This is a genomic window from Leifsonia virtsii (assembly GCF_030433675.1).
Taxonomy (GTDB): Bacteria; Actinomycetota; Actinomycetes; order Actinomycetales; family Microbacteriaceae; genus Leifsonia; species Leifsonia virtsii.
Genome location: NZ_JAROCB010000004.1, coordinates 159,415 through 179,366 on the forward strand (window position 1 = coordinate 159,415; position 19,952 = coordinate 179,366).

At 72.7% G+C, this 19,952-nt stretch carries 18 protein-coding genes; 10 read left to right on the forward strand and 8 right to left on the reverse strand.

Features of this window, described 5'->3' with window-relative positions:
* Positions 1 to 12: 12 nt before the first annotated feature.
* Positions 13 to 1,179: a mannose-6-phosphate isomerase, class I gene (manA, locus tag P5G59_RS14765; protein ID WP_301219756.1), complete on the reverse strand. Its 1,167-nt coding sequence runs from the start codon at positions 1,177 to 1,179 to the stop codon at positions 13 to 15.
* Positions 1,180 to 1,293: 114 nt separating this feature from the next.
* Here manA and P5G59_RS14770 point away from each other — a divergent pair, with 114 nt between their 5' ends.
* The 5 genes from P5G59_RS14770 to P5G59_RS14790 all read left to right on the forward strand — a co-directional run bounded on the left by P5G59_RS14770 (position 1,294) and on the right by P5G59_RS14790 (position 8,789).
* Entirely contained in the window at positions 1,294 to 2,472 is a 1,179-nt protein-coding gene (locus tag P5G59_RS14770; RefSeq protein WP_301219757.1) for an acyl-CoA dehydrogenase family protein, read from the forward strand.
* Positions 2,473 to 2,528: 56 nt separating this feature from the next.
* Positions 2,529 to 3,491: a UDP-glucose 4-epimerase GalE gene (gene galE / locus P5G59_RS14775; RefSeq protein ID WP_301219758.1), complete on the forward strand. Its 963-nt coding sequence runs from the start codon at positions 2,529 to 2,531 to the stop codon at positions 3,489 to 3,491.
* 186 nt (positions 3,492 to 3,677) lie between these two features.
* Positions 3,678 to 4,001, forward strand: a complete 324-nt coding sequence (locus P5G59_RS14780; RefSeq protein ID WP_301219759.1) for a WhiB family transcriptional regulator — start codon at positions 3,678 to 3,680, stop codon at positions 3,999 to 4,001.
* 95 nt (positions 4,002 to 4,096) lie between these two features.
* Complete coding sequence (locus P5G59_RS14785) at positions 4,097 to 7,363, forward strand: glycosyltransferase (RefSeq protein ID WP_301219760.1); 3,267 nt, start codon at positions 4,097 to 4,099, stop codon at positions 7,361 to 7,363.
* The gene (locus P5G59_RS14790) at positions 7,356 to 8,789 is read left to right on the forward strand and encodes a DUF5719 family protein (RefSeq protein WP_301219761.1); all 1,434 of its coding nucleotides are present in this window, start codon (positions 7,356 to 7,358) and stop codon (positions 8,787 to 8,789) included. The genes P5G59_RS14785 and P5G59_RS14790 overlap by 8 nt, the downstream gene beginning before the upstream one ends.
* 33 nt (positions 8,790 to 8,822) lie before the next feature.
* Here the strand turns inward: P5G59_RS14790 and P5G59_RS14795 are convergent, their stop codons facing one another.
* Positions 8,823 to 9,266 (reverse strand): metallopeptidase family protein, encoded by a 444-nt coding sequence (locus P5G59_RS14795; RefSeq protein WP_301219762.1) that lies wholly within the window; start codon positions 9,264 to 9,266, stop codon positions 8,823 to 8,825.
* Positions 9,267 to 9,308: 42 nt separating this feature from the next.
* Between P5G59_RS14795 and P5G59_RS14800 the strand changes: the two genes are divergently transcribed.
* From P5G59_RS14800 to P5G59_RS14815, 4 genes are all read left to right on the forward strand, one after another.
* Positions 9,309 to 9,518, forward strand: a complete 210-nt coding sequence (locus P5G59_RS14800; RefSeq protein ID WP_301219763.1) for a DUF3499 family protein — start codon at positions 9,309 to 9,311, stop codon at positions 9,516 to 9,518.
* A gap of 44 nt (positions 9,519 to 9,562) precedes the next feature.
* Positions 9,563 to 10,984 carry a phosphomannomutase/phosphoglucomutase gene (locus P5G59_RS14805; RefSeq protein WP_301219764.1) on the forward strand — a complete coding sequence of 474 codons (1,422 nt, stop codon included), beginning with the start codon at positions 9,563 to 9,565 and terminating at the stop codon, positions 10,982 to 10,984.
* A 102-nt stretch (positions 10,985 to 11,086) separates the two neighbouring features.
* A complete protein-coding gene (ahcY, locus tag P5G59_RS14810; RefSeq protein WP_301219765.1) occupies positions 11,087 to 12,565 on the forward strand; it encodes an adenosylhomocysteinase in 1,479 nt (492 codons plus the stop codon).
* Positions 12,565 to 13,116 (forward strand): GNAT family N-acetyltransferase, encoded by a 552-nt coding sequence (locus tag P5G59_RS14815; RefSeq protein ID WP_175335481.1) that lies wholly within the window; start codon positions 12,565 to 12,567, stop codon positions 13,114 to 13,116. Before ahcY ends, P5G59_RS14815 begins: the two co-directional genes overlap by 1 nt.
* A 3-nt stretch (positions 13,117 to 13,119) precedes the next feature.
* Here P5G59_RS14815 and P5G59_RS14820 read toward each other — a convergent pair whose 3' ends face one another.
* A complete protein-coding gene (locus tag P5G59_RS14820) occupies positions 13,120 to 13,800 on the reverse strand; it encodes a cyclase family protein (RefSeq protein WP_301219766.1) in 681 nt (226 codons plus the stop codon).
* A 49-nt stretch (positions 13,801 to 13,849) separates the two neighbouring features.
* Positions 13,850 to 14,689, reverse strand: a complete 840-nt coding sequence (locus P5G59_RS14825; protein ID WP_301219767.1) for an RDD family protein — start codon at positions 14,687 to 14,689, stop codon at positions 13,850 to 13,852.
* Positions 14,690 to 14,706: 17 nt separating this feature from the next.
* Here P5G59_RS14825 and P5G59_RS14830 point away from each other — a divergent pair, with 17 nt between their 5' ends.
* Positions 14,707 to 15,702, forward strand: coding sequence for a stage II sporulation protein M (locus P5G59_RS14830; protein ID WP_301219768.1), 996 nt, complete (start codon positions 14,707 to 14,709; stop codon positions 15,700 to 15,702).
* A gap of 4 nt (positions 15,703 to 15,706) precedes the next feature.
* On the opposite strand, the gene P5G59_RS14835 is transcribed toward P5G59_RS14830, so the two are convergent.
* From P5G59_RS14835 to P5G59_RS14850, 4 genes are read right to left on the reverse strand one after another with little or no spacing between them, the layout of a single operon-like run.
* Positions 15,707 to 17,038 (reverse strand): DUF58 domain-containing protein, encoded by a 1,332-nt coding sequence (locus tag P5G59_RS14835; RefSeq protein WP_301219769.1) that lies wholly within the window; start codon positions 17,036 to 17,038, stop codon positions 15,707 to 15,709.
* Positions 17,039 to 17,046: 8 nt separating this feature from the next.
* A complete protein-coding gene (locus tag P5G59_RS14840; protein WP_301219770.1) occupies positions 17,047 to 18,054 on the reverse strand; it encodes an AAA family ATPase in 1,008 nt (335 codons plus the stop codon).
* Entirely contained in the window at positions 18,051 to 19,316 is a 1,266-nt protein-coding gene (locus P5G59_RS14845; protein WP_301219771.1) for a DUF4350 domain-containing protein, read from the reverse strand. The genes P5G59_RS14840 and P5G59_RS14845 overlap by 4 nt, the downstream gene beginning before the upstream one ends.
* The gene (locus P5G59_RS14850) at positions 19,313 to 19,951 is read right to left on the reverse strand and encodes a DUF4129 domain-containing protein (RefSeq protein WP_301219772.1); all 639 of its coding nucleotides are present in this window, start codon (positions 19,949 to 19,951) and stop codon (positions 19,313 to 19,315) included. Before P5G59_RS14850 ends, P5G59_RS14845 begins: the two co-directional genes overlap by 4 nt.
* Position 19,952: the final 1 nt, after the last annotated feature.

The following is a 19,952-nucleotide window of genomic DNA, read 5'->3' on the forward strand; positions in this document are numbered from 1 at the left end:
CCGAAGGATAGCTCACCGGTTGGGCGTCGCCACGAACAGCGTGCCGGTGCCGGAGGCCACCTCGAGCGGGCCCTCGTCCGGTGTGACCAGCACCGACTCGCCGCGGTGCACGGTGAACGATCCCGTGCGGCCGCGCAGCTCCAGCGTCCCCTCGGTGCACAGCACGATCGCCGGACCGTCGAGCGGCAGTCCGGCCGACGCCGCTTCGCCGCCGACCTCGACGCGCGTGAGGCGGAAGTCGGGGACGTCGGGCCGGAACACCTCGACGCCGGGCGCGGGGTGCTCCGGTGCGAGTGGAGTCGCCTGGATCGGGGTGAAGTCGAGGACGGAGACGAGCTCCGGCACGTCGATGCGCTTACGGGTGAGCCCGCCGCGGAGCACGTTGTCGGAGGCCGCCATCAGCTCGATGCCGAGGCCGCGCAGGTAGGCGTGGATGTTGCCCGCAGGCAGGTAGAGTACCTGACCCGGTCGCAGGGTCGCGCGGTTGAGCAGCAGCGCGAGGACGATTCCGGGGTCGCCGGGGAACGCGGCGTGCAGCATCCGGACCGTGTCGGCGTCGCGGTCGTCCGGGAGCTTCTGCGCCGCGGCGACCACTTCGGTCACCAGCAGGTCGACCTCGGTGTCGTCGCCGAGGATCCACTCTGTCGCCCGGCGGAGCACCTCGCCCGGCTCGCCCTCCAGCGTGCGGGCGAAGCCCGACAGCACCGCTCCGCCCGGGGCGGCTGCGGCCAGGCGCAGCAGAGCGTCCCGGCTCTCGGCGGGATCGCGGAAGCCGCACAGCGCCTCGAACGGGTCGCTCAGCGCGAAGATCAGCTCCGGCTTGTGGAACGGGTCCTTGTAGTTGCGGTCGGGGGAGTCGGCGGCGAGCCCCGCCGCGTTCTCGCGCTCGAACCCGGCCCGCGCCTGCTCCGGCGACGGGTGCGCCTGCAGGGAGAGGGGACCGTCCGCGGCGAGCACCTTGAGCAGGTAGGGGAGGTCGTGCGTGGGCTGCCACGCGGCCAGGTCGGGGGCGCCGCCGGTCAGAGCGGGGTCGAGGACGCGCGCGGGCGAGCCGGGATGGGCGCCCAGCCACAGCTCCGCCTCCGGTCCGCCGCTCGGCTCGGTGCCGAGGAGTCCGGCGATCGCGGTGGTGGACCCCCAGGCGTAGTCGCGCGGGGTGTTGCCGATGGGCACAAACATGCGTCCTCATCCCTTTCGTTCCGTTGGACCAAACTACCAATCGCTTTTGCGCGGCAGCGCCGCATCCCTAGGCTGGCGGGGCCAGACCAACACTGTGGACGCACGGGAGCGCACATGCCCTTCGAGACCATCGCCGGCGACTTCTACGGCTTCGAGAACCTGCTGACCGATCGCGAGAAGGAGTTCATCGCGACTCTTCGCGCGCGGCTCGAGTCGGAGGTCAAGCCGATCGTCAACGAGTTCTGGGAGAAGGCGGAGTTCCCGCACCAGATCATCGACGTGCTGCACAGCAGCGGCGCCGTAGGCCTCGGGTTCGCGGAGACCGCACCGTTCGAGAACTCGGCCGTGTTCCGCGGCTGGGTCGCCCTCGAGCTCGCGCGCATCGACGCCTCCGTCAGCACCTACGTGGGAGTGCAGAACGGCCTCGCCCTCGGCGCCATCGGCGTCTGCGGGTCGGAGGAGCAGCGTGCGGAGTGGCTGCCGAAGCTGGCGAGCGGCGAGGTGCTCGGCGCCTTCGGCCTGACCGAGCCGACTTCCGGCTCCGACTCGGCGCAGGGCCTGAAGACCGTAGCGACACGCGACGGCGACAACTGGATCCTGAACGGCTCGAAGCGCTGGATCGGGAACGCGACCTTCAGCGACATCACCGTCATCTGGGCCAAGAGCGCGGAGGACGGCCAGGTGAAGGGCTTCATCGTCCCCACCTCCACGCCCGGCTACACGGCCACGAAGATCGAGGGCAAGCAGTCGCTGCGGATCGTCCAGAACGCCGACATCACGCTCGAGAACGTGGTGGTGCCGGAGGCGTTGCGGCTGCAGAACGCGAACAGCTTCAAGGACACGGCCCGCGTCCTCCGCCTCACCCGCGCAGAGGTCGCCTGGGCGGCCGTCGGCGTCGCGGTCGGCGCGTACGAGGCGGCGCTGCGCTACACGAACGAGCGCGTCCAGTTCGGCAAGCCGATCGCCGGCCACCAGCTGATCCAGGACCTGCTGGTGAAGTCGCTCGGCAACATCACCGCCTCCATCGGCCTGTGCACGCGCGTCTCCGAGATGCTGGACGCCGGTGAGCAGCGCGACGAGCACTCGGCGCTGGCGAAGGCGTTCGCGACCGCGAAGATGCGCGAGACCGTCGCCTGGTGCCGGGAGGCGCTCGGCGGCAACGGCATCGTGCTCGACTACGACGTCGCCCGCTTCTTCGCCGACGCCGAGGCGCTCTACTCCTATGAGGGCACGCGCGAGATGAACACGCTCATCGTCGGCCGGGCGATCACCGGCCAGGCGGCGTTCGTCTGACGTCCTCCGCCGCCCGCTAGGGTGGGAAGCTCCATCGAGCAGCAGGAGGACCGCCCGTGGCGTGGTTGGTGACCGGAGGAGCAGGCTACATCGGGGCGCACGTGGTGCGCGCGTTCCGGGAGCAGGGGATTGACGTCGTCGTCGTGGACGACCTGTCGAGCGGCCACGCGGAGTTCGTGCCGGCGGGGGTCCCGTTCTACCGCGGCACCATCCTCGACGGCGAGCTGCTGGCCACGATCTTCGCCGAGAACACGATCAGCGGCGTCGTGCACGTCGCCGGGTTCAAGTACGCGGGCGTCTCGGTTCAGCGGCCGCTGCACACGTACGAGCAGAACGTCACGGCGACCGCCGTGCTGCTCGCGGCGATGCAGGACGCCGGTGTCGACGCGATCGTGTTCAGCTCGTCGGCGGCCGTGTACGGCACGCCGGATGTCGACATCGTCACCGAGGCGACGGCGAAGAACCCGGAGTCCCCGTACGGCGAGTCGAAGCTCATAGGGGAGTGGCTGCTCCGCGACCAGGGCGTGGCGGCCGGACTCCGCCACACCTCCCTCCGCTACTTCAACGTCGTCGGCTCCGGCGACCCGGGTCTGCGCGATACCAGCCCGCACAACCTCTTCCCGCTCGTCTTCGACGCGCTCGTCGAGGGGCGGACCCCGCGTGTCAACGGCGACGACTACCCGACGCCCGACGGCACCTGCGTGCGCGACTACATCCACGTGGCCGACCTCGCGGTGTCGCACGTGGCGGCGGCGAAGCGGCTGGATGCGGGCGAACCGATCGAGCCCGTCTACAACCTGGGCAGCGGCGACGGCGTCTCGGTGGGTCAGATCATGTCGACCGTGGCCGAGGTGACCGGAATCGCCTTCACCCCAGAAGTGGGGCCTCGACGGCCCGGGGACCCGGCGAGGATCGTGGCATCGGGAGAGCTCGCAGCCCGCGATCTCGACTGGAAGATGCGTCACACGCTCGACGAGATGGTGCGCAGCGCCTGGGAAGCCCGCCAGGCGGCGTCCTGACACCCTCCCGACTCGCCCGTCCGACCCGGGCGTGTCGGGATTGTTGTCGTTCTCCGGCGCGTCGTGAACTCTCGACCTGCGGTCAAGGCTTTACGATTCGCGGCTTGACGTGAGCGAATGACAACGGTGTAATTAGAGCTACACGGGAATCTCGTGTTTCAGCAGTTGATGGGTGGGGAGACCGATATGCCAGTTCCTGAATATCGTTCTGGGGTACCCGACGACTGGTTCATCGACCCGGTCAAGCTCGGGGTTCCCGGCGTGCGGGCGGCGGAGGTCGACGACGACAACCCGCTGTCGTGGCAGACGGATGCGCTCTGCGCCCAGACGGACCCGGAGGCCTTCTTCCCGGAGAAGGGCGGGTCGACCCGCGACGCGAAGCGCATCTGCACCTCGTGCGAGGTGCGGGCTCAGTGCCTCGAGTACGCCCTCGCGAACGACGAGCGCTTCGGCATCTGGGGCGGCCTCTCCGAGCGCGAGCGCCGCAAGCTCCGCAAGCGCGCCGGCTGACGCGGGCTGAGCAGACCCGCAGCCCCCTCCCAGGATCCGCGCCGCGCCCGGCACAAAGACGGAAACGGCGCGCCCCCAACCTAGGCTGACTCCCGATGTATCCGAGAGTCACCGCCATCGTCGTCGCCCACAGCGGCGGCCCCCGCCTGCAGCGCACTCTCGACGCCCTCGCGGACCAGACCCGTCGACCGGACGCCGTGATCGCCGTCGACTGTGCGACAGCCGACGACGCCACCCGGCTGCTGTCCGAGGCGCAGCCCACCCAGCTGATCTCCGTCTCCGAGAAGCTGCCGTTCGGGCAGGCCGTCGCCACGGCCGTCCGTGTGCTGCCGACCGCGGCAGGTCCCGACCAGCTGCTGTGGCTGCTCGCGCACGACACCGCCCCGGAGCCGCAGGCGCTCGAGGCGCTGCTCGCCGCCCTCGAGGTTTCCCCGTCCGTCGCCGTCGTCGGACCGAAGCTGGTGGATGCGGAGGACCCGGCCTTCATCCGCGAGTTCGGCGAGGCGATGACGCCGTTCGGCGCCTCCGTGCCGCTGGTCGAGAACGAGCTCGACCAGGCTCAGCACGACGGCCTCAGCGACGTGCTCGCGGTCTCCAGTGCCGGGATGCTCGTCCGACAGGCGCTCTGGGAGCGGCTCGACGGCTTCGATCCGGCTCTCCCGACGGTGGACGACGGACTCGACTTCTGCACGCGCGCCCGGCTCGCCGGCTTCCGTGTGACCCTGGTCGCCCAGGCTCGCGTCGCGCTCGGCGGAGACGGCGTCGCCGGACCCAACCTGTCGACCAAGTGGACGGTGCGCCGCCGGCTCTCGGGGGAGAGACGCCGCGCGCAGCTGCACCGACGCATGGTCTACGCGCCCGGCTGGGCGGTGCCGCTGCACTGGCTGACCCTTGTGCCGCTGGCGATCCTCCGCGGCCTCGTCCGGCTGCTGCGCAAGGAGCCGGGCTCGATCGGCGGCGAACTGGGAGCGGCGTTCCGTGTCGCCTTCTCCGGCATGGCCGTCGGGAACGCCCGCCGGAGGCTCGCGTCCGCGCGGGAGGTCGGCTGGGCGGCGGTCGCACCGCTGCGCATCCCGTTCTCCGAGGTGCGGCGCGCCCGCGCGCTGAAACGCGAGGCCGCGCTCGTGCGGCAGCAGGGCGAGAAGCAGGACCTCGACTTCTTCGGCAGCGGCGGCGGCTGGGTGGTGCTCGCCGCCCTACTGATCGGCGTCGCGCTGTTCTTCCCGCTCGTCGGCTCCGGTGCACTGACAGGCGGCGGCCTCCTCCCGCTCGACTCGTCCGTCGGCCAGCTCTGGGCCGGCCTCGGCTACGGCTGGCGGGATGTCGGGCTCGGCTTCACCGGCGCGGCCGACCCCTTCTCGGCGGTGCTCGCCGTTCTCGGGACCGTCACCTTCTGGCAGCCGTCGCTGTCGCTCGTGCTCCTCTGGGTGCTCGCCGTGCCTCTCGCCGCCCTCGGCGCCTGGCTCGCGGCCGCCCGGCTGACCACCCGTGCCACGCTCCGCGCGTTCGGTGCTCTCGCGTACGCGCTGGCGCCGACGCTGCTGGTCGCGCTGCAGGGCGGTCGCCCCTCGGCGGTCCTCGCGCACATCCTGCTTCCCTGGCTGTTCTTCGCGGGGCTCGCGGCACGGCGCTCCTGGGCCGCCAGCGCCACCACGGCACTGCTCGCGGCCGCCACGGTCGCGTGCGCGCCCATCCTCATCCCCGCGCTCGTCATCGCCTGGATCGCCGCGATCGTCTTCGCCGGTCGCCGAGCGGCCCGGATCGTCCTCATCCCGCTTCCCGCGGTCGTGCTCTTCGCGCCGCAGGTGTGGCAGCAGGCGACGCGCGGCGCCTGGCTCTCGGTACTGGCGGATCCGGGCGTCCCGGTGGATGCGCGGCAGACCCCGGCCTGGCAGCTCGCGCTCGGCTTCCCCGACGGCGTGCTCGGCGGCTGGCACCAGCTCGCCACCAGCCTGGCTCTGCCGACCACCGCCGCCAACATCGTCGTGCCGATCCTGCTCGCGCCGCTCGGGGTGCTCGCCATCCTCGCGCTGTTCCTGCGCGGCACCGTCCGGGCGATCGTCGCGCTCCTGGTGGCGCTGACCGGGTTCCTGACGGCCGTGGCGGCGCTGCACCTGCAGCTCGCCGTCACCGGCGGGACCGATGTGCCGATCTGGCCGGGGAGCGCGCTCAGCCTGTACTGGATCGGCCTGGTCGGCGCGGCGGTGCTCGCGCTCTCCGCGCTCGGCCGCGCCGCGGTCTACCCCGCGTGGGCCGCGATCGTGACCCTCGCCGTCATCGCGGTGCCGGTCGGCATCGCCTCGCTGAACGGCACGTCCGCGGTGGCGGAGAGCGACGGCCGCACGATGCCGGCCGTTGTCACGGCGAAGGCGGCGACGCAGCCGCGCGTCGGGACGCTGCGCATCGTCCCGCAACCGGACGGCGGCATCCGCGCCGAGCTGGTCCGCGGCAGCGGCAGCACGCTGAACGGGCAGTCGACCCTGGCCGACACCGAGCGCAGCCTCACGCAGGGGCAGCGGGACCTCGCCCAGCTCGCCGGCAACCTGGCCTCGCGCAGCGGCTACGATGCGACCACGCAGCTGAAGAAGCTCGGCATCGACTTCGTCCTCCTCGCCCCGTCGGCGGCAGCCCTCGGCGACACCGACGCGTCCGCGGCGGAGGCCACCCGTGCGCGTGCCGCCGTCGCGATGGATGCGAACCCCGTCCTCAGCTCGGTCGGCGCCACCGCCAACGGCCGGCTGTGGGCTTTCGACAGCGGAACCTCCGAGGTCGCGGCCGCGGCGCGGATCCCGGCGGACGCGGGCGGCATCTGGCGCGTCATCGTGCTCATCGTCCAGGGCGTGGTGATCGGCGTGACGCTGCTCATCGCGATCCCCACCAGCCGGTCGGCCGACCGCGTCTCCGAACTGTCCGCGCGCCGCCCGCACCGCAGGAAGGACGACGAGCTCGCGGTCGAGCCCGACGACGAGCCCGACGAGCCGGACGTGGTCGCCGACGGCGTCGCCGCCGAGAGCATCGACGAGTACGAGGCCGAACCGGAGGACGAAGCGGCCGTCGAGTCCGCCGAGCTGCCCGAGCCGGCAGCCGAGCCTCTGCCGGAGCCGGCCCCGGAGACCTACCCGGATTCCGCGACCCACTTGGAGGCGGAGACCCACCCGGAGGCGGAGACGCAGGCGGAGCCCGAGACGTACACCGCTGCGGAGCAGCCTCCCGAGCCGACCGCCGAGCCGCACGACGACCGCCCCTTCGAGCCGGAGGCGGAGCGCGTGACCACCCCGCCCGCCCCCACGACGCTCGAAGACGGGCTGGAGGAGACCATCATCCGACCCCGACGCACCTTCGAGGGAGGCGACCGTGGCTGACCGCAGAGGCCTGGCCCGCATCGGCTTCCGCACCGCGGGAGGCCTCGTCGGGGTCGCCGTCGCCGTGGTCGCCGTCGCCGGCGCCACGCTGCTCCCGCTGCCCGACTTCGCGATCGGTGCGCCCTCGCAGACCGTGACGCCGGTCCCGGCCGACCAGCAGCGGGTCTGCCCCGGGCCGCTGCTCGAGCTCGCCGCCGACGCGGGAGCCGCGACGCGGCCGAGCGCCGTGGGGGAGCCGTCGTTCTCCACCGACGCGATCGGCGCCGACGTGCGCACGCGCTCGCTCAAGCCCGACGCCGACACCACGTCGCCGGATGAGGCGCCGCTGCTCGCCTCCGTGACCACGCCGCAGGGCGCCAAGACGCCGCCGCTCTTCGCCGGCGCGCAGAGCCAGAACGCGGCCACCCAGGACCTCGCCGGCCTCACCGCCGCGGCCTGCGCCGAGCCGAGCGCCGACACCTGGCTCGCCGCCGGGTCCACGTCCCTCGGCCAGACCAGTCTCGTGCTGCTGTCCAACCCGAGCGAGGTGGATGCGACCGTCGACCTGTCCATCTACACCGAGACCGGCGCGGTGAGCGCGCCCGGCGCCGCCAGCATCCTGGTACCCGCCGGGTCGCAGAAGGTCGTCCCGCTCGCCGGGCTCGCACCGTCGGCCGCCGCTCCCGTCGTCCGGGTGCGCACGACCGGAGGCGAGGTGGTCGCTTCGATGCAGCAGAGCTACGAGGTCGGCATCCAGCCGCGCGGAGCGGAGATCGCCGGCGCGACGGGCGCCCCGTCGCGTCAGCAGGTCATCCCCGGCGTCACTCTCGGCTCGATGGCCGCGATCGAGGCGGCCCAGTCCGCCGAGGGGGTCGGCGTCGATTACCCGGTCGTGCGGCTCCTCGTGCCCGGCGACACGGACGCGCAGGTCACCATCGGCGCGGTCGGGGAGGCCGGGACCGCCGCAGGCGACTCGTACGCCACCACGGTCAAAGCCGGGACGGTCGCCGAGGTCCCGCTGCAGCGCCTCAAAGACGGCAGCTACACGATCACCGTCAACTCCAGCGTCCCGGTGGTCGCGGCGGTGCGGACGTCGGTCATCGGGGCGAAGCTCCGCGACTTCGCGTGGTTCTCCTCGGCCCAGGCGCTGCAGAAGGACACGCTCGCGGTCATGCCGACCGGCGGCACCGCGGCGCTCCACATCGCCAACGCAGGGGATTCCGACCGCACGGTCTCGCTCGAGCCGCTCGCCGGCGGCGCCACGGTGACGCTCGCGGTCCCGGCCGAGGGCGGGGCGCACGTCCGGCTCCCGGCGGGAAGCTACCGCGTCACCGGGGCGGACGGCCTCCGCGGCAGCGTCAGCCTCACCGGCGACGGGATGACGAGCTCGTTCGCGCTCACGCCTCCCGGGCCGCTCGCGGCACCGATCACCGTCTACCCGAACTGACGGGGGCGGCCGTGGCCGCATCCCGGCCGCTGGTCAGAAGTGGCGGTAACGGTCGGGGGCGAGATCCCACGGGTCCTTGCCGAGCAGCTCGGCGACCGCGCGGAACACGCAGCCCTCGATGTACATGCGGCGGTGGCTCTCGTCGTCGCGGTGCAGCTTGGTGAGCCTCTGGATGGGAACCCGGTACAGCACGATGCGACGGTTCGACGCGTCGACGCGCCAACGGTCGACGCCGTCGCCGCCGGAGTTCCCGATCGGCGTGGCCGCGACCTCGAAGTGGACGTCGGCCAGCTCCTCCGGCCAGACGCCCTTCAGGTAGTCGGCGGTGGACGCGACGGTCATGTCGAAGAAGTCGATCCGGTTCTGCAGCATCGGCAGGTGCGGACCGGTCACCGGGCCGCGGGCGCCACGGCCGTGCCGGCTCCGCCAGCGGCTCGTCGCCGGGGTCTGGCGGCTGGTGCGGCGGTTGCGGGGCATGTCGCCATCCTACGTCCGCGGCGCTCGGGTATTCTGAGCCGGATGTTGAGCCGTCCCTGTTCCCGTGTCGCGTGTCCGCGCGACGCCGTCCAGACGCTCACGTACGTCTACGCGGACTCCATGGCGGTTCTCGGGCCGCTCAGCCTGAAGCACGAACCGCACGCCTACGACCTGTGCGCGATCCACGCGGAGCGGCTCTCTGCGCCGCAGGGCTGGCAGATCGTCCGACACGTGGGCGTCACGGAAGGCTGACGCGCCGCACCCGCGGCCGGTGACCCGCGCGATAGGTTAGGGGCATGAGCGCCGCCGACAACCGCCTGCAGTCCGTCGTGAAGACCTACGACATCCGGGGTCTGGTCGGGAGCGACCTCACCGAGGACGTCGTCGAGGCCATCGCGGCCGCCTTCGTCGACGAGGTGGAGGCGGCGGGGCGCGACGTCGTCGTCGGTCACGACATGCGCGACTCGTCGCCGTCGTTCGCCGCCGCGTTCGCACGCGGAGCCCAGGCCCGCGGCGCCGACGTCGTCTCGATCGGGCTGTGCTCGACCGACGAGTCGTACTTCGCCTCGGGCTACCTGCAGGCGCCTGCCGCCATGTTCACCGCCAGCCACAACCCGGCCACCTACAACGGCATCAAGCTGTCGCGTGCCGGCGCCCAGGGCCTCAGCATGGACACCGGGCTGCGCGCGGTGCGCGACCGCGCCGGCGCCTACCTGCGCGACGGCATCCCGGCGGTCGAGCGGCCCGGCGGCTTCCGCGAGGAGGACGTGCTGGAGCGCTACGCCGCCTACCTGCGCTCGCTCGTCGACCTGTCCGGCATCCGGCCCATCACGGTCGTCGTGGACGCGGGCAACGGGATGGGCGGCCTCACCGTCCCGGCGGTGCTCGGCGAGGCGGCCGGGCTGCCCGCGCTGCCGATCACCATCGTCCCGCTGTACTTCGAGCTCGACGGCACCTTCCCCAACCACGAGGCGAACCCGCTGGAGCCGAAGAACCTGGTCGACCTGCAGCGCGCGGTCGTGGAGCACGGCGCCGACCTCGGGCTGGCCTTCGATGGCGACGCCGACCGGTGCTTCGTGGTGGACGAGCGCGGCTCCGCTGTGACGCCGTCCGCGGTCGCGGCGATCGTGGCGCTCCGGGAGATCGCCCGCGCGCGAGCCGAGGATCCGGAGGCGGAGATCACCGTCATCCACAACCTGATCACCTCGAACATCGTCCCCGAGACGATCGAGGCGGCGGGAGCCGTGCCGCTGCGCACGCGCGTCGGGCACTCGCTCATCAAAGACGCGATGCGCAAGTCCGGCGCGGTCTTCGGCGGCGAGCACTCCGCGCACTACTACTTCCGCGACTTCTGGAGCGCCGACAACGGGATGCTGGCGGCCATGCACCTGCTCGCCGAATTCGGCGCGCAGGACCGCCCGCTGTCGGAGCTGTCGGCCCGCTTCACCCCGTACGCGATGTCGGGGGAGATCAACTCGACGGTCGACGACGTCCCCGCCGCGTTCACCCGGGTGGTGGAGGCGTTCCGCGGCCGGGCCGACTTCGACGAGCTCGACGGGCTGACCGTGACCGGCCAGGTCGCCCAGGACGACCCGTTCTGGTGGTTCTCGGTGCGGCCGTCGAACACGGAGCCGCTGCTGCGCCTGAACGTGGAGGCGGCCGACCAGCCCACGATGGCCCGCATCCGCGACGAGGTGCTCGCGCTCATCCGCGGCTGAGCCCTCGGCGACTGCGCCCTCCCGTAACGTCTGCGGCTGCGCGCGCACCCGCTCACGTTACGAACCGGCGCAGTCGCAGCGGGGCGTGAGAGGATAGGGGCCATGCCAAGCTCGACCGCCACGTCCCTCCCGTTCAAGGTCGCCGACCTCTCCCTCGCGGAGGCGGGGCGGCACCAGATCCGGCTCGCCGAGAACGAGATGCCCGGCCTGATGGCCCTCCGCGCCGAGTTCGGCGACAGCAAGCCGCTCGCCGGCGCGCGCATCGCCGGGTCGCTGCACATGACCGTGCAGACCGCGGTGCTCATCGAGACCCTGGTCGCACTCGGCGCACAGGTGCGCTGGGCCAGCTGCAACATCTTCTCCACGCAGGACGAAGCCGCCGCCGCCATCGCCGTCGGACCGGACGGCACCCCGGAGTCCCCCGAGGGCGTCCCGGTGTTCGCCTGGAAGGGCGAGACGCTGGAGGAGTACTGGTGGTGCACCCGGCAGATCTTCGACTGGTCGGCCGAGGCCGCCAAGGCGGGCGCCGAGTGGACCGGCCCGAACCTGATCCTCGACGACGGCGGCGACGCCACGCTGCTCGTCCACAAGGGACGCGAGTTCGAGCAGACAGGAGCGGTGCCGGACGACGCGGAGGGCGACAGCCACGAGTACCGCGTCATCCTGGCCGCCCTGCGCGAGTCGCTCGCCACGTCGAAGGACCGCTGGACGCGCATCGCCGCCGACATCCTCGGCGTTACGGAGGAGACCACCACGGGCGTCCACCGCCTGTACGAGCTGGCCAAGGCGGGCGAGCTGCTCTTCCCGGCGATCAACGTCAACGACTCGGTCACCAAGAGCAAGTTCGACAACAAGTACGGCATCCGCCACTCGCTGCCGGACGGCCTCAACCGTGCCACCGACGTGCTCATCGGCGGCAAAGTCGCGTTCGTCGCAGGCTACGGCGATGTGGGCAAGGGCGCGGCGGAGGCGCTCCGCGGCCAGGGCGCCCGCGTGATCGTCAGCGAGGTCGACCCGATCAACGCGCTGCAGGCGGCGATGGACGGCTACCAGGTGGCCAGGCTCGAATCGGTCATCGACCAGGTCGACATCCTGATCACCGGGACGGGCAACGTCAACGTCGTCACGCTCGAGCACCTCCTCGGCCTCAAGCACCTCGCGATCGTCGCGAACGTCGGCCACTTCGACAACGAGATCGACATGGCCTCGCTGGAGGCGCTGCCCGGCGCGGAGAAGGTGGAGATCAAGCCGCAGGTGCACGAGTGGCGCCTGCCGACGGGTCGGAGCATCCTCGTGCTCTCCGAGGGCCGCCTGATGAACCTGGGCAACGCCACCGGTCACCCCAGCTTCGTGATGAGCAACTCGTTCACCAACCAGGTGCTCGCCCAGCTCGAGCTCTACGTCTCGCCAGAGAAGTACCCGATCGGCGTCTACGTGCTCCCGAAGCACCTCGACGAGAAGGTCGCCCGCCTGCACCTCGACGCGCTCGGGGTGGAGTTGACCACCCTCACCGACGAGCAGGCGGCATACATCGGCGTACCCGTGGACGGCCCTTACAAGGTCGACCACTACCGCTACTGATGGTGCTCGAATTCGCCGACCGGGAACTGCCCGGCGGCATCGTCCTCCGGGTGCGGACGGAGCAGGACTCCGCCGCCCTCGCCGCGGCGTATCAGCGCAACCGCGGGCACCTCGCGCCGTGGGACCCCACCCGCACCGAGGACTTCTTCACCGAAGACGGCCAGCGCGCGCAGACTCGCGAGCTGCTCGCCCTCCGCGAGATGGACGCCGGCCTTCCGCTCGTCCTGGCCGACGGCGACGACATCGCGGGCGGGATGACGCTGAGCGGCATCGTGCGCGGTGCGTTCCAGTCGGCGACGGTGGGCTACTGGCTCGACCGCGCCCACACCGGCCGCGGGCTCGCCTCCGAGGCGCTCGCGGCCGTCATCGAGGCCGCGCGCGACCAGTACGGGCTGCACCGCATCCAGGCGGCGACGCTGCTGGCCAACCACGCCTCGCAGTCGGTGCTCACCCGCGCCGGGTTCGAGCGCATCGGCGTCGCGCCGAAGTACCTGCAGATCGCGGGGCGCTGGCAGGACCACGTGCTGTTCCAGCGCATCCTGCACGACTGAGCGTCAGTCCTCCGGAAGCTCCGCGTACGCGCGCACAGGGAAGGTGCCGAAGCCTTCGATCGCCGGCGGCGCGGCCGTGAACAGTGCGCCGTGCTCCGGCAGCCGCTCGAGCCGGGTCAGGTGCTCGACGACGTGGATGCCCGCCGCGAGCAGGATGCTGTGCGCCGGCCGGCTGCCGCCGGACTCGGTGTCGTCGATGTTCAGCGAGTCGATGCCGACGAGGGCCACCCCGGCGTCGGCCAGGGCGTGGGCGCCCTCCTCGGTCAGGTACGGCGCGCCGCCGGCGTAGGCGGGCGTTCCGAAGTGCACGTCCCAGCCGGTGTGCAGCAGGACCGCTTCGCCCTCCCGCGCACGGCCGGCGACGGCCGAGGCGGGGATGCCGCGCCCGGAGCCGCCGTCCACGTGCACGACCTCTGCGGGGAGGCCGACGAGGGTGTCGAGCTCGAGGCCGGCGAGGTCCGGGCCGTCGGCGTAGCGGTGGTAGGGGCTGTCGAGGTAGGTGCCGGTGTTGCCGATCATCGTGATGACATCCATCGCGAACTCGGTGCCGGGCGCGTACACCGAGCGCGACGCCTCCCGGGTCAGGTGCGGCTCGATGCTCGGAGCGGGGAGTCCGGGGTAGGTCACCAGCCCCGCGCGGATGCGGTGGCTGAGGTCGACGATGCGGCGGCGGGGTGTGGTCACGGGGTCTCCGATCGGTGACGGGAAGGGCGTGGCGGAGGGGTGCGGCGGGTCAGCGCTCGGGGAAGCCGTGCGGCAGCGCGTCGAGCACCGGTTCGAGCCGCTCCAGGCGGCCGCGCTCGAGCGCCAGTCCGCGGGCGTCGCGCTCGCGCCGCAGGATCGCGACGGCGACGAGGAAGGTCTCCGCGTCGACCGGGGGCAGGGGCGAGACGTACGCCGCCGCCTCGCGGGCGAGTTCCGTGCTGAGCCCGGCCCGGGCCGCGGGCGTGAGACCCGGCGCCTGCCGCACGAACTGCGCGATGCGCCGGGAGAGACGGTCGGGCAGGCGTGCCACGTCCGCGGTCTGCGCCCAGCCGGTCAGGTGCGGCGCCAGGTAGAGGGTGAGCGGCTGCGGGGTCGGCACGCGCACCAGCTGGCTGTACGTGCCGGCGAGCAGGTCGCCGAGGCGCTTGGAGCGCGAGTTGAGGAGGCCGGTGAGCGCGGCGATCCCGCCGAAGGTGAGGAAGATCTCGATCACGCCGACCAGGGCGCGGATCAGCGAGTGCCGGAACCCGATCGCTCCGCCGTCGTCGCGGACGATGCGAGCCCCGACGGCCAGCTTGCCGAGCGAGCGGCCCCGGGTCGCCAGCTCGACCGTCGTCGGCAGCACGACCATCCCGAACACAGGGATGACGATCAGCAGGATGCGGGACTGCGCATCGTCGAGACCTGCTCCCGTGTAGGTGACCAGCAGCAGGCAGCCGATCATCACGAGAACGTAGACGATGAAGTCGATGATGGTCCCTGCGGCGCGGAGCACGTAGCTGGCCGGTTTCACGTCGAGGGCGACGGCCTCCCCGGTGAGCACATCCTCCTCGGCGTGCGCGGTGCTTCCCGGCCCGGCCTGCATCATAGATATCATCTAAGCAGATGGACCTCGACGCCTACACCGCCGCACGGAGCGCCGACTGGGAGGAGCTCTCCCGGCTGGCCAAGAAGCGACGCCTCGACGGCGCCGAGGCCGACCGGCTGATCGACCTGTACCAGTCGAGCGCGGCCGATCTCTCCGCCATCCAGACGAGCGCGGGCTCGACCGCGGTGGGCGACCGGCTGTCGCTCGCGCTGTCGTCCGCGCGGCTGCGCTTCACCGGCGCCGGCGCGAATCTCTTCGCCCAGCTGCCGCGGTTCTTCGTGCTCCAGCTGCCCGCCGCCCTCTACCGCCTCCGCTGGATCGTGCTCGCCGTCGCCGCCGTCACCATCGTGGTGGCGACGCTGTACGCGCTCTGGATCACCGGCAACCCGGAGGTGCTGCGCAACCTCGGCTCCGACGCCAACCTCCGCCGCTATGTCGAGCACGAGTTCATCGACTACTACTCGAACAACCCCGCCGCCTCGTTCGCCGGGCAGGTGTGGACCAACAACGCCTGGATCGCCGCGCAGTGCATCGCGTTCGGCATCACCGGTCTGTACGTGCCCTACGTGCTGCTCCAGAACGCCATCGGCGTCGGCACCGCCGCCGGCGTGATGTTCGCGTACGGGCGCGGAGACGTCATGTTCTCCTACATCCTCCCGCACGGCCTCCTGGAGCTCACCAGCGTCTTCGTCGCCGCCGCGGCGGGCCTGCGCATCTTCTGGGCCTGGATCGCCCCGGGCGCGCGCACGCGCGGGCAGGCGCTCGCCGAGGACGGCCGGGCGCTCTTCACGGTCGCGGTCGGCTGCGCCATCTCGCTGTTCGTCTCCGGCCTGATCGAGGGCTTCGTCACGCCGTCGCCGCTGCCGGTCTGGGCGAAGATCGGGATCGGCGCGCTCGCCCTCGCGGCCTTCCTCGCCTACATGCTCGTGCTCGGCCGCCGCGCTGTGCGCTCGGGCGAGACCGGCGACCTGACCGAGTTCGAGGCGGGCGCCCGGCGGATCGTCGCGGGCTGAGCCGTCAGAGCCGGCCGGCGGCCTTCAGGGCCAGGTAGCGGTCGGCCAGGGCAGGCGGGAGATCGGCCGGGGAGCCGGTGACCACGTCGCCACCGAGCCGGCGCACCGCCGCGGAGACCCGGCTGACGTCGAGCAGCGCCCGCTCCGCGGCTGCGGCTCGGTAGACCTCGTCGCGATCGTTCCTTTCTTGGGTGGCCGCAAGGGTGTCCGGATCCGTGACGCTCGCGACGACCACGAGGTGCTTCTCGGTGAGCTGGGGGAGCACCGACAGCAGCCCACGTGAGGCGCCGGGCGACTCGATCGAGGTCAGCAGCACCACCAGCGACCGCTGCGAGGTCACCGCGGAGACCTGGGCGGGGATCGCACTCCAGTCCATCTCGATGATGGCCGGTTCGATCCCGGCCATCGCGTCCACCATGCGGGCGAGCAGCTCCGGCCCGCTCGCGCCCTGCACCCTCGCGCGCCGCACGCGGTCGTAGGCGACGAGGTCGACGCGGTCGCCGGCGCGGGTGGCGAGCGCGGCGAGCAGCAGCGCCGACTCGAACGCCGTGTCGAGCCGCGGCTCGTCCGAGACCCGGCCCGCCGACGTCCTGGCCGAGTCGATCACGATCACGACCCGGCGATCGCGCTCCGGACGCCACGTGCGCACCATCACGCGGGCGCCGCTCCCGCCCGTCGGGTCGTGACGCCTCGCGGTCGCCCGCCAGTCGATCGAGCGCACGTCGTCGCCGCGCACGTACTCGCGGAGGGAGTCGAACTCGGTGCCCTGCCCGCGGAGCAGGACCGTCGTGCTGCCTTCCAGCTCACGCAGCCGCGCCAGCCGCGACGGCAGGTGCTTGCGCGCGGTGAACGGCGGGAGCACGCGGATGCGGCCCGGCGCCTCCAGGGTCGCCTGCCGCGCCCACAGGTGCAGCGGGCCCCAGGCGCGGACGGTGACGTTGCGCACCCGTCGCTCGCCGCGCCGCCAGGGGCGGAGCGAGGTCTCCACGACGCGGCGCTCGCCCGCGGGGATGGCCACGCGCGTCCGGGACGGCTGGGCCGCCGCCGACGGCTCCCACGCGTCGCGCACGGTGCCGCGCAGCATCCGGCGGCCGGCGTTGGTCACGTACAGCTCCGACAGCGCCTCGGTGCCGAGCCGGACGCGCGCGGGCAGTGTCCGCTGCAGAGCAACCGCTCGCGGGGAGGCGGCCAGCAGGAGGTCGACCACGCCGAGCGCGACGCACAGCGCGACCCACCCGCCGAGCGCGAGGTACGCCGTCGCCGAGCTCGCGCCGAGCAGCACGACGGGCGCGATGCCGAAGGCGAGCAGCGCGACGAAACGTCCGGATACGGTCACAGCGGCGCCTAGATCGGGACCTGGACCTGCTGCACGATCGACTGCAGGATCGCGTCGGCGCCGACGCCTTCGAGCTCCGCCTCCGGCCGCAGCTGGATGCGGTGCCGCCAGACCGGGACCAGCATGGCCTGCACGTGGTCCGGCGTGATCGAGTCGTAGCCGGAGAGCCAGGCCCACGCCTTCGCCGCGGCGAGCAGCGCGGTCGTGCCGCGCGGGCTGACGCCGAGCTTCACCGACGGGCTGCGACGCGTCGCCCGGGCGAGGTCGACGATGTATGCGAGGACGTCGGCGTTCGCCCCGACGGACGCGGCGGATTCGCGGGCGGCGGCGAGCTCGGCGGCGCCGAGCACCGGCGTCACCCCGGCCGCGGTGAGGTCGCGCGGGTTGAAGCCCGCCGCGTGGCGTCGCAGCACCTCCACCTCTGTGTCGCGCTCCGGCACGTCGAGCGTCAGCTTGAGCAGGAAGCGGTCGAGCTGGGCCTCCGGCAGCGCATACGTGCCCTCGTACTCGATCGGGTTCTGCGTCGCGGCCACGATGAACGGGTCGGGCAGGCGGCGGCTGACGCCGTCGACGCTGACCTGGCGCTCCTCCATTGCCTCCAGAAGTGCCGACTGCGTCTTCGGCGGCGTCCGGTTGATCTCGTCGGCCAGCAGGATGTTGGTGAACACCGGTCCCTCGCGGAACACGAAGCCGCCGGTCTGCGCGTCGTAGACGAGCGAGCCGGTCACGTCGCCCGGCATCAGGTCGGGCGTGAACTGCACGCGCTTGGTGTCGAGGTTGAGCGCCTGGCTGAGCGACCGGACCAGCAGCGTCTTCGCGACGCCGGGCACGCCCTCGAGCAGCACGTGGCCGCGCGCCAGCAGCGCGATGATCAGCCCGGTGACCGCGCCGTCCTGGCCGACCACCGCCTTCCCCACCTCGGCGCGGACGGCGCCGAGCGCGCCGCGCAGTCGGGCGGCATCCGCGGGGGAGCCGGGGGAGGAGGGGGCCGTGGTCCCCGTCGTCACATCGGTCATTCGTCCATTCTTCCGGTCGGGCCCGAGGTGGGCGTAACGGCGGCGCGGGCGGCGCGTTCGAGCTCCGCCAGGTCGTCGGAGAGCGCGATCAGGTCGCGGTCGGTGCGGGGGATGCGGTCGAGCAGCAGGTCGTGGATGGCGCCGCGGTCCCGGCGGGTGAGCGCGGCGACGGCGTCGGCGACCTCCGGCGTGCCGGCGGCGGACGGCAGTCCTGCCGTGGCGGCGAGCCGGCCGATCGAGCCGATCCGCAGCGCGTCGGCCGCCCGGAGGCGGGCGCTGGAGCGCTGGTAGAGCCGGGCCCGGCCCTCCCGGGTCTCGCCCGCTCGCACCACCACAGGGAGGTTCTCGACGACGAGCGGACCGAACCGGCGGCCACGCCAGACCGCTGCGGCCACGAAGACGACGCCGAGCAGCAGCATGACCGGGGTGACCCAGCCCGGGGTGAGCGCGCCGATGTCCGGGGGTCCTGTGACCGGCCGGTCGTCGATCGACGGCAGGTACCAGACCAGCGTCCGGTGGCTCCCGAGCAGGTTGAGGGCGAGCGCCGCGTTGCCGAGCCGGTCGATGCCCTCGTTCGTGAGGACGCTGGAGGAGCCGAGCAGGTACACCGTGGCGTCGTCGTACGTGGTCCGCACCAGCGAGGCCCTGCCGTCGCGGTCGGCGAAGCAGGCGGCGTCGTCGTCGCCGGAGACCCGGAAGGTGCCGGGATATCCGGCGCTCTCGTCCGAGACCGCCCGAGGGTCGATGCGCTCCGCCCGCTGGGCCGCCGGCACGTCGCAGCCGGCCCGGACGGGTCCGCCGGGCGAGCCTGCGGCGGCGACTTCGGGCGCGACGAGCCGGAGCGCCCGGAAGTCGGGCTCGACCAGCACCAGGGTGAGCCCGTCGGTGGCCAGTGCCCGGTAGTGGTCCTCTGTGAGGTTGCCGTCGGGGTCGTAGACGAGCACGGTGGCGTCGTCGGCGGCAGCGTCCTGCGCCGCCTTCAGCGTGCTCGCCGTCCGCACATCCACGCCGTGGGAGCGGAGCACCTGCGCGACCGCCTTCGCGCCTCCCGGGGCCGGGTTCTTCGCGTCCAGCGGCGTGCCCTGGTCGACGCGGCCGCCGGTCAGCAGGATGCCGAACACGGCCACCGCCACGGCGATCGCGGCGAGGATCAGCCACGGGACGGCGCGGCGGGTGGTCTGGCGGACGGTCGCGGAGACGGCGGTCGCCGTCTCCGGCGCAGCCGTGTCCGGGCGCTCGCGCTCTGGCGCTGCAGCGGTCATACCGGCACCGCCGGCAGGGTGACAAGGGCGGCCTCCAGCCGCTGATCGAGGGCGACGGCCTGCTGGTAGGCGGACTCCGTGCCGGGCCGATCGAGGTAGCGGACCTCGTCGAAGGAGCGTGCCGCCGCTCGCAGGGCCTCCGTCTCGACCCCGAACACCTCGGCCGCGCGATGGGAGAACTCGGTGGCGGTCGTCCCGGGGGAGACGCGCACCAGTGTCCGTTCGTGGAGGGCTGCTGCGATGGCGCGGAACCGCTCCTCGATCGCCGTCGCCCAGTCGCCGGAGCGGGCCGCGCTCTCGGACGAGGCGCGGAGCTCCGCGGCGGTGCGCAGCTCGGACCCGAACAGGGACCGCCGCTCGACGGCCGCCCGCCGGTTCAAGCGCGGCCGTCCGTAGATCAGGAAAGCGGCCACGATGAGGCCGGCCAGCACGAGGAGGATCGCCACCACGATCACCGAGGAGGCGTTCCCGGCCGGCCCGGTGAACAGCGAGCCGATCCAGTCGAGCACCGCCTTGGAGGCGAGATCGAACCAGGTCGGCTTCGCCGCCTGGTATTCCGGGCGCGCCAGCTCCTCGCGCAGCCACTCCTGCGCCTCCGGCGAGCTGGGGTCGACCGGGATGTCGAAGGGAACCACG

Coding starts and splice junctions, on each gene's coding strand:
- manA (WP_301219756.1), bottom strand. CDS start 1,179: ATGTTTGTGCCCATCGGCAACACCCCGCGCGACTACGCCTGGGGGTCC.
- P5G59_RS14770 (WP_301219757.1), top strand. CDS start 1,294: ATGCCCTTCGAGACCATCGCCGGCGACTTCTACGGCTTCGAGAACCTG.
- P5G59_RS14780 (WP_301219759.1), top strand. CDS start 3,678: ATGCCAGTTCCTGAATATCGTTCTGGGGTACCCGACGACTGGTTCATC.
- P5G59_RS14785 (WP_301219760.1), top strand. CDS start 4,097: ATGTATCCGAGAGTCACCGCCATCGTCGTCGCCCACAGCGGCGGCCCC.
- P5G59_RS14795 (WP_301219762.1), bottom strand. CDS start 9,266: ATGCCCCGCAACCGCCGCACCAGCCGCCAGACCCCGGCGACGAGCCGC.
- P5G59_RS14800 (WP_301219763.1), top strand. CDS start 9,309: ATGTTGAGCCGTCCCTGTTCCCGTGTCGCGTGTCCGCGCGACGCCGTC.
- P5G59_RS14805 (WP_301219764.1), top strand. CDS start 9,563: ATGAGCGCCGCCGACAACCGCCTGCAGTCCGTCGTGAAGACCTACGAC.
- ahcY (WP_301219765.1), top strand. CDS start 11,087: ATGCCAAGCTCGACCGCCACGTCCCTCCCGTTCAAGGTCGCCGACCTC.
- P5G59_RS14815 (WP_175335481.1), top strand. CDS start 12,565: ATGGTGCTCGAATTCGCCGACCGGGAACTGCCCGGCGGCATCGTCCTC.
- P5G59_RS14825 (WP_301219767.1), bottom strand. CDS start 14,689: ATGATGCAGGCCGGGCCGGGAAGCACCGCGCACGCCGAGGAGGATGTG.
- P5G59_RS14830 (WP_301219768.1), top strand. CDS start 14,707: ATGGACCTCGACGCCTACACCGCCGCACGGAGCGCCGACTGGGAGGAG.
- P5G59_RS14840 (WP_301219770.1), bottom strand. CDS start 18,054: ATGACCGATGTGACGACGGGGACCACGGCCCCCTCCTCCCCCGGCTCC.
- P5G59_RS14845 (WP_301219771.1), bottom strand. CDS start 19,316: ATGACCGCTGCAGCGCCAGAGCGCGAGCGCCCGGACACGGCTGCGCCG.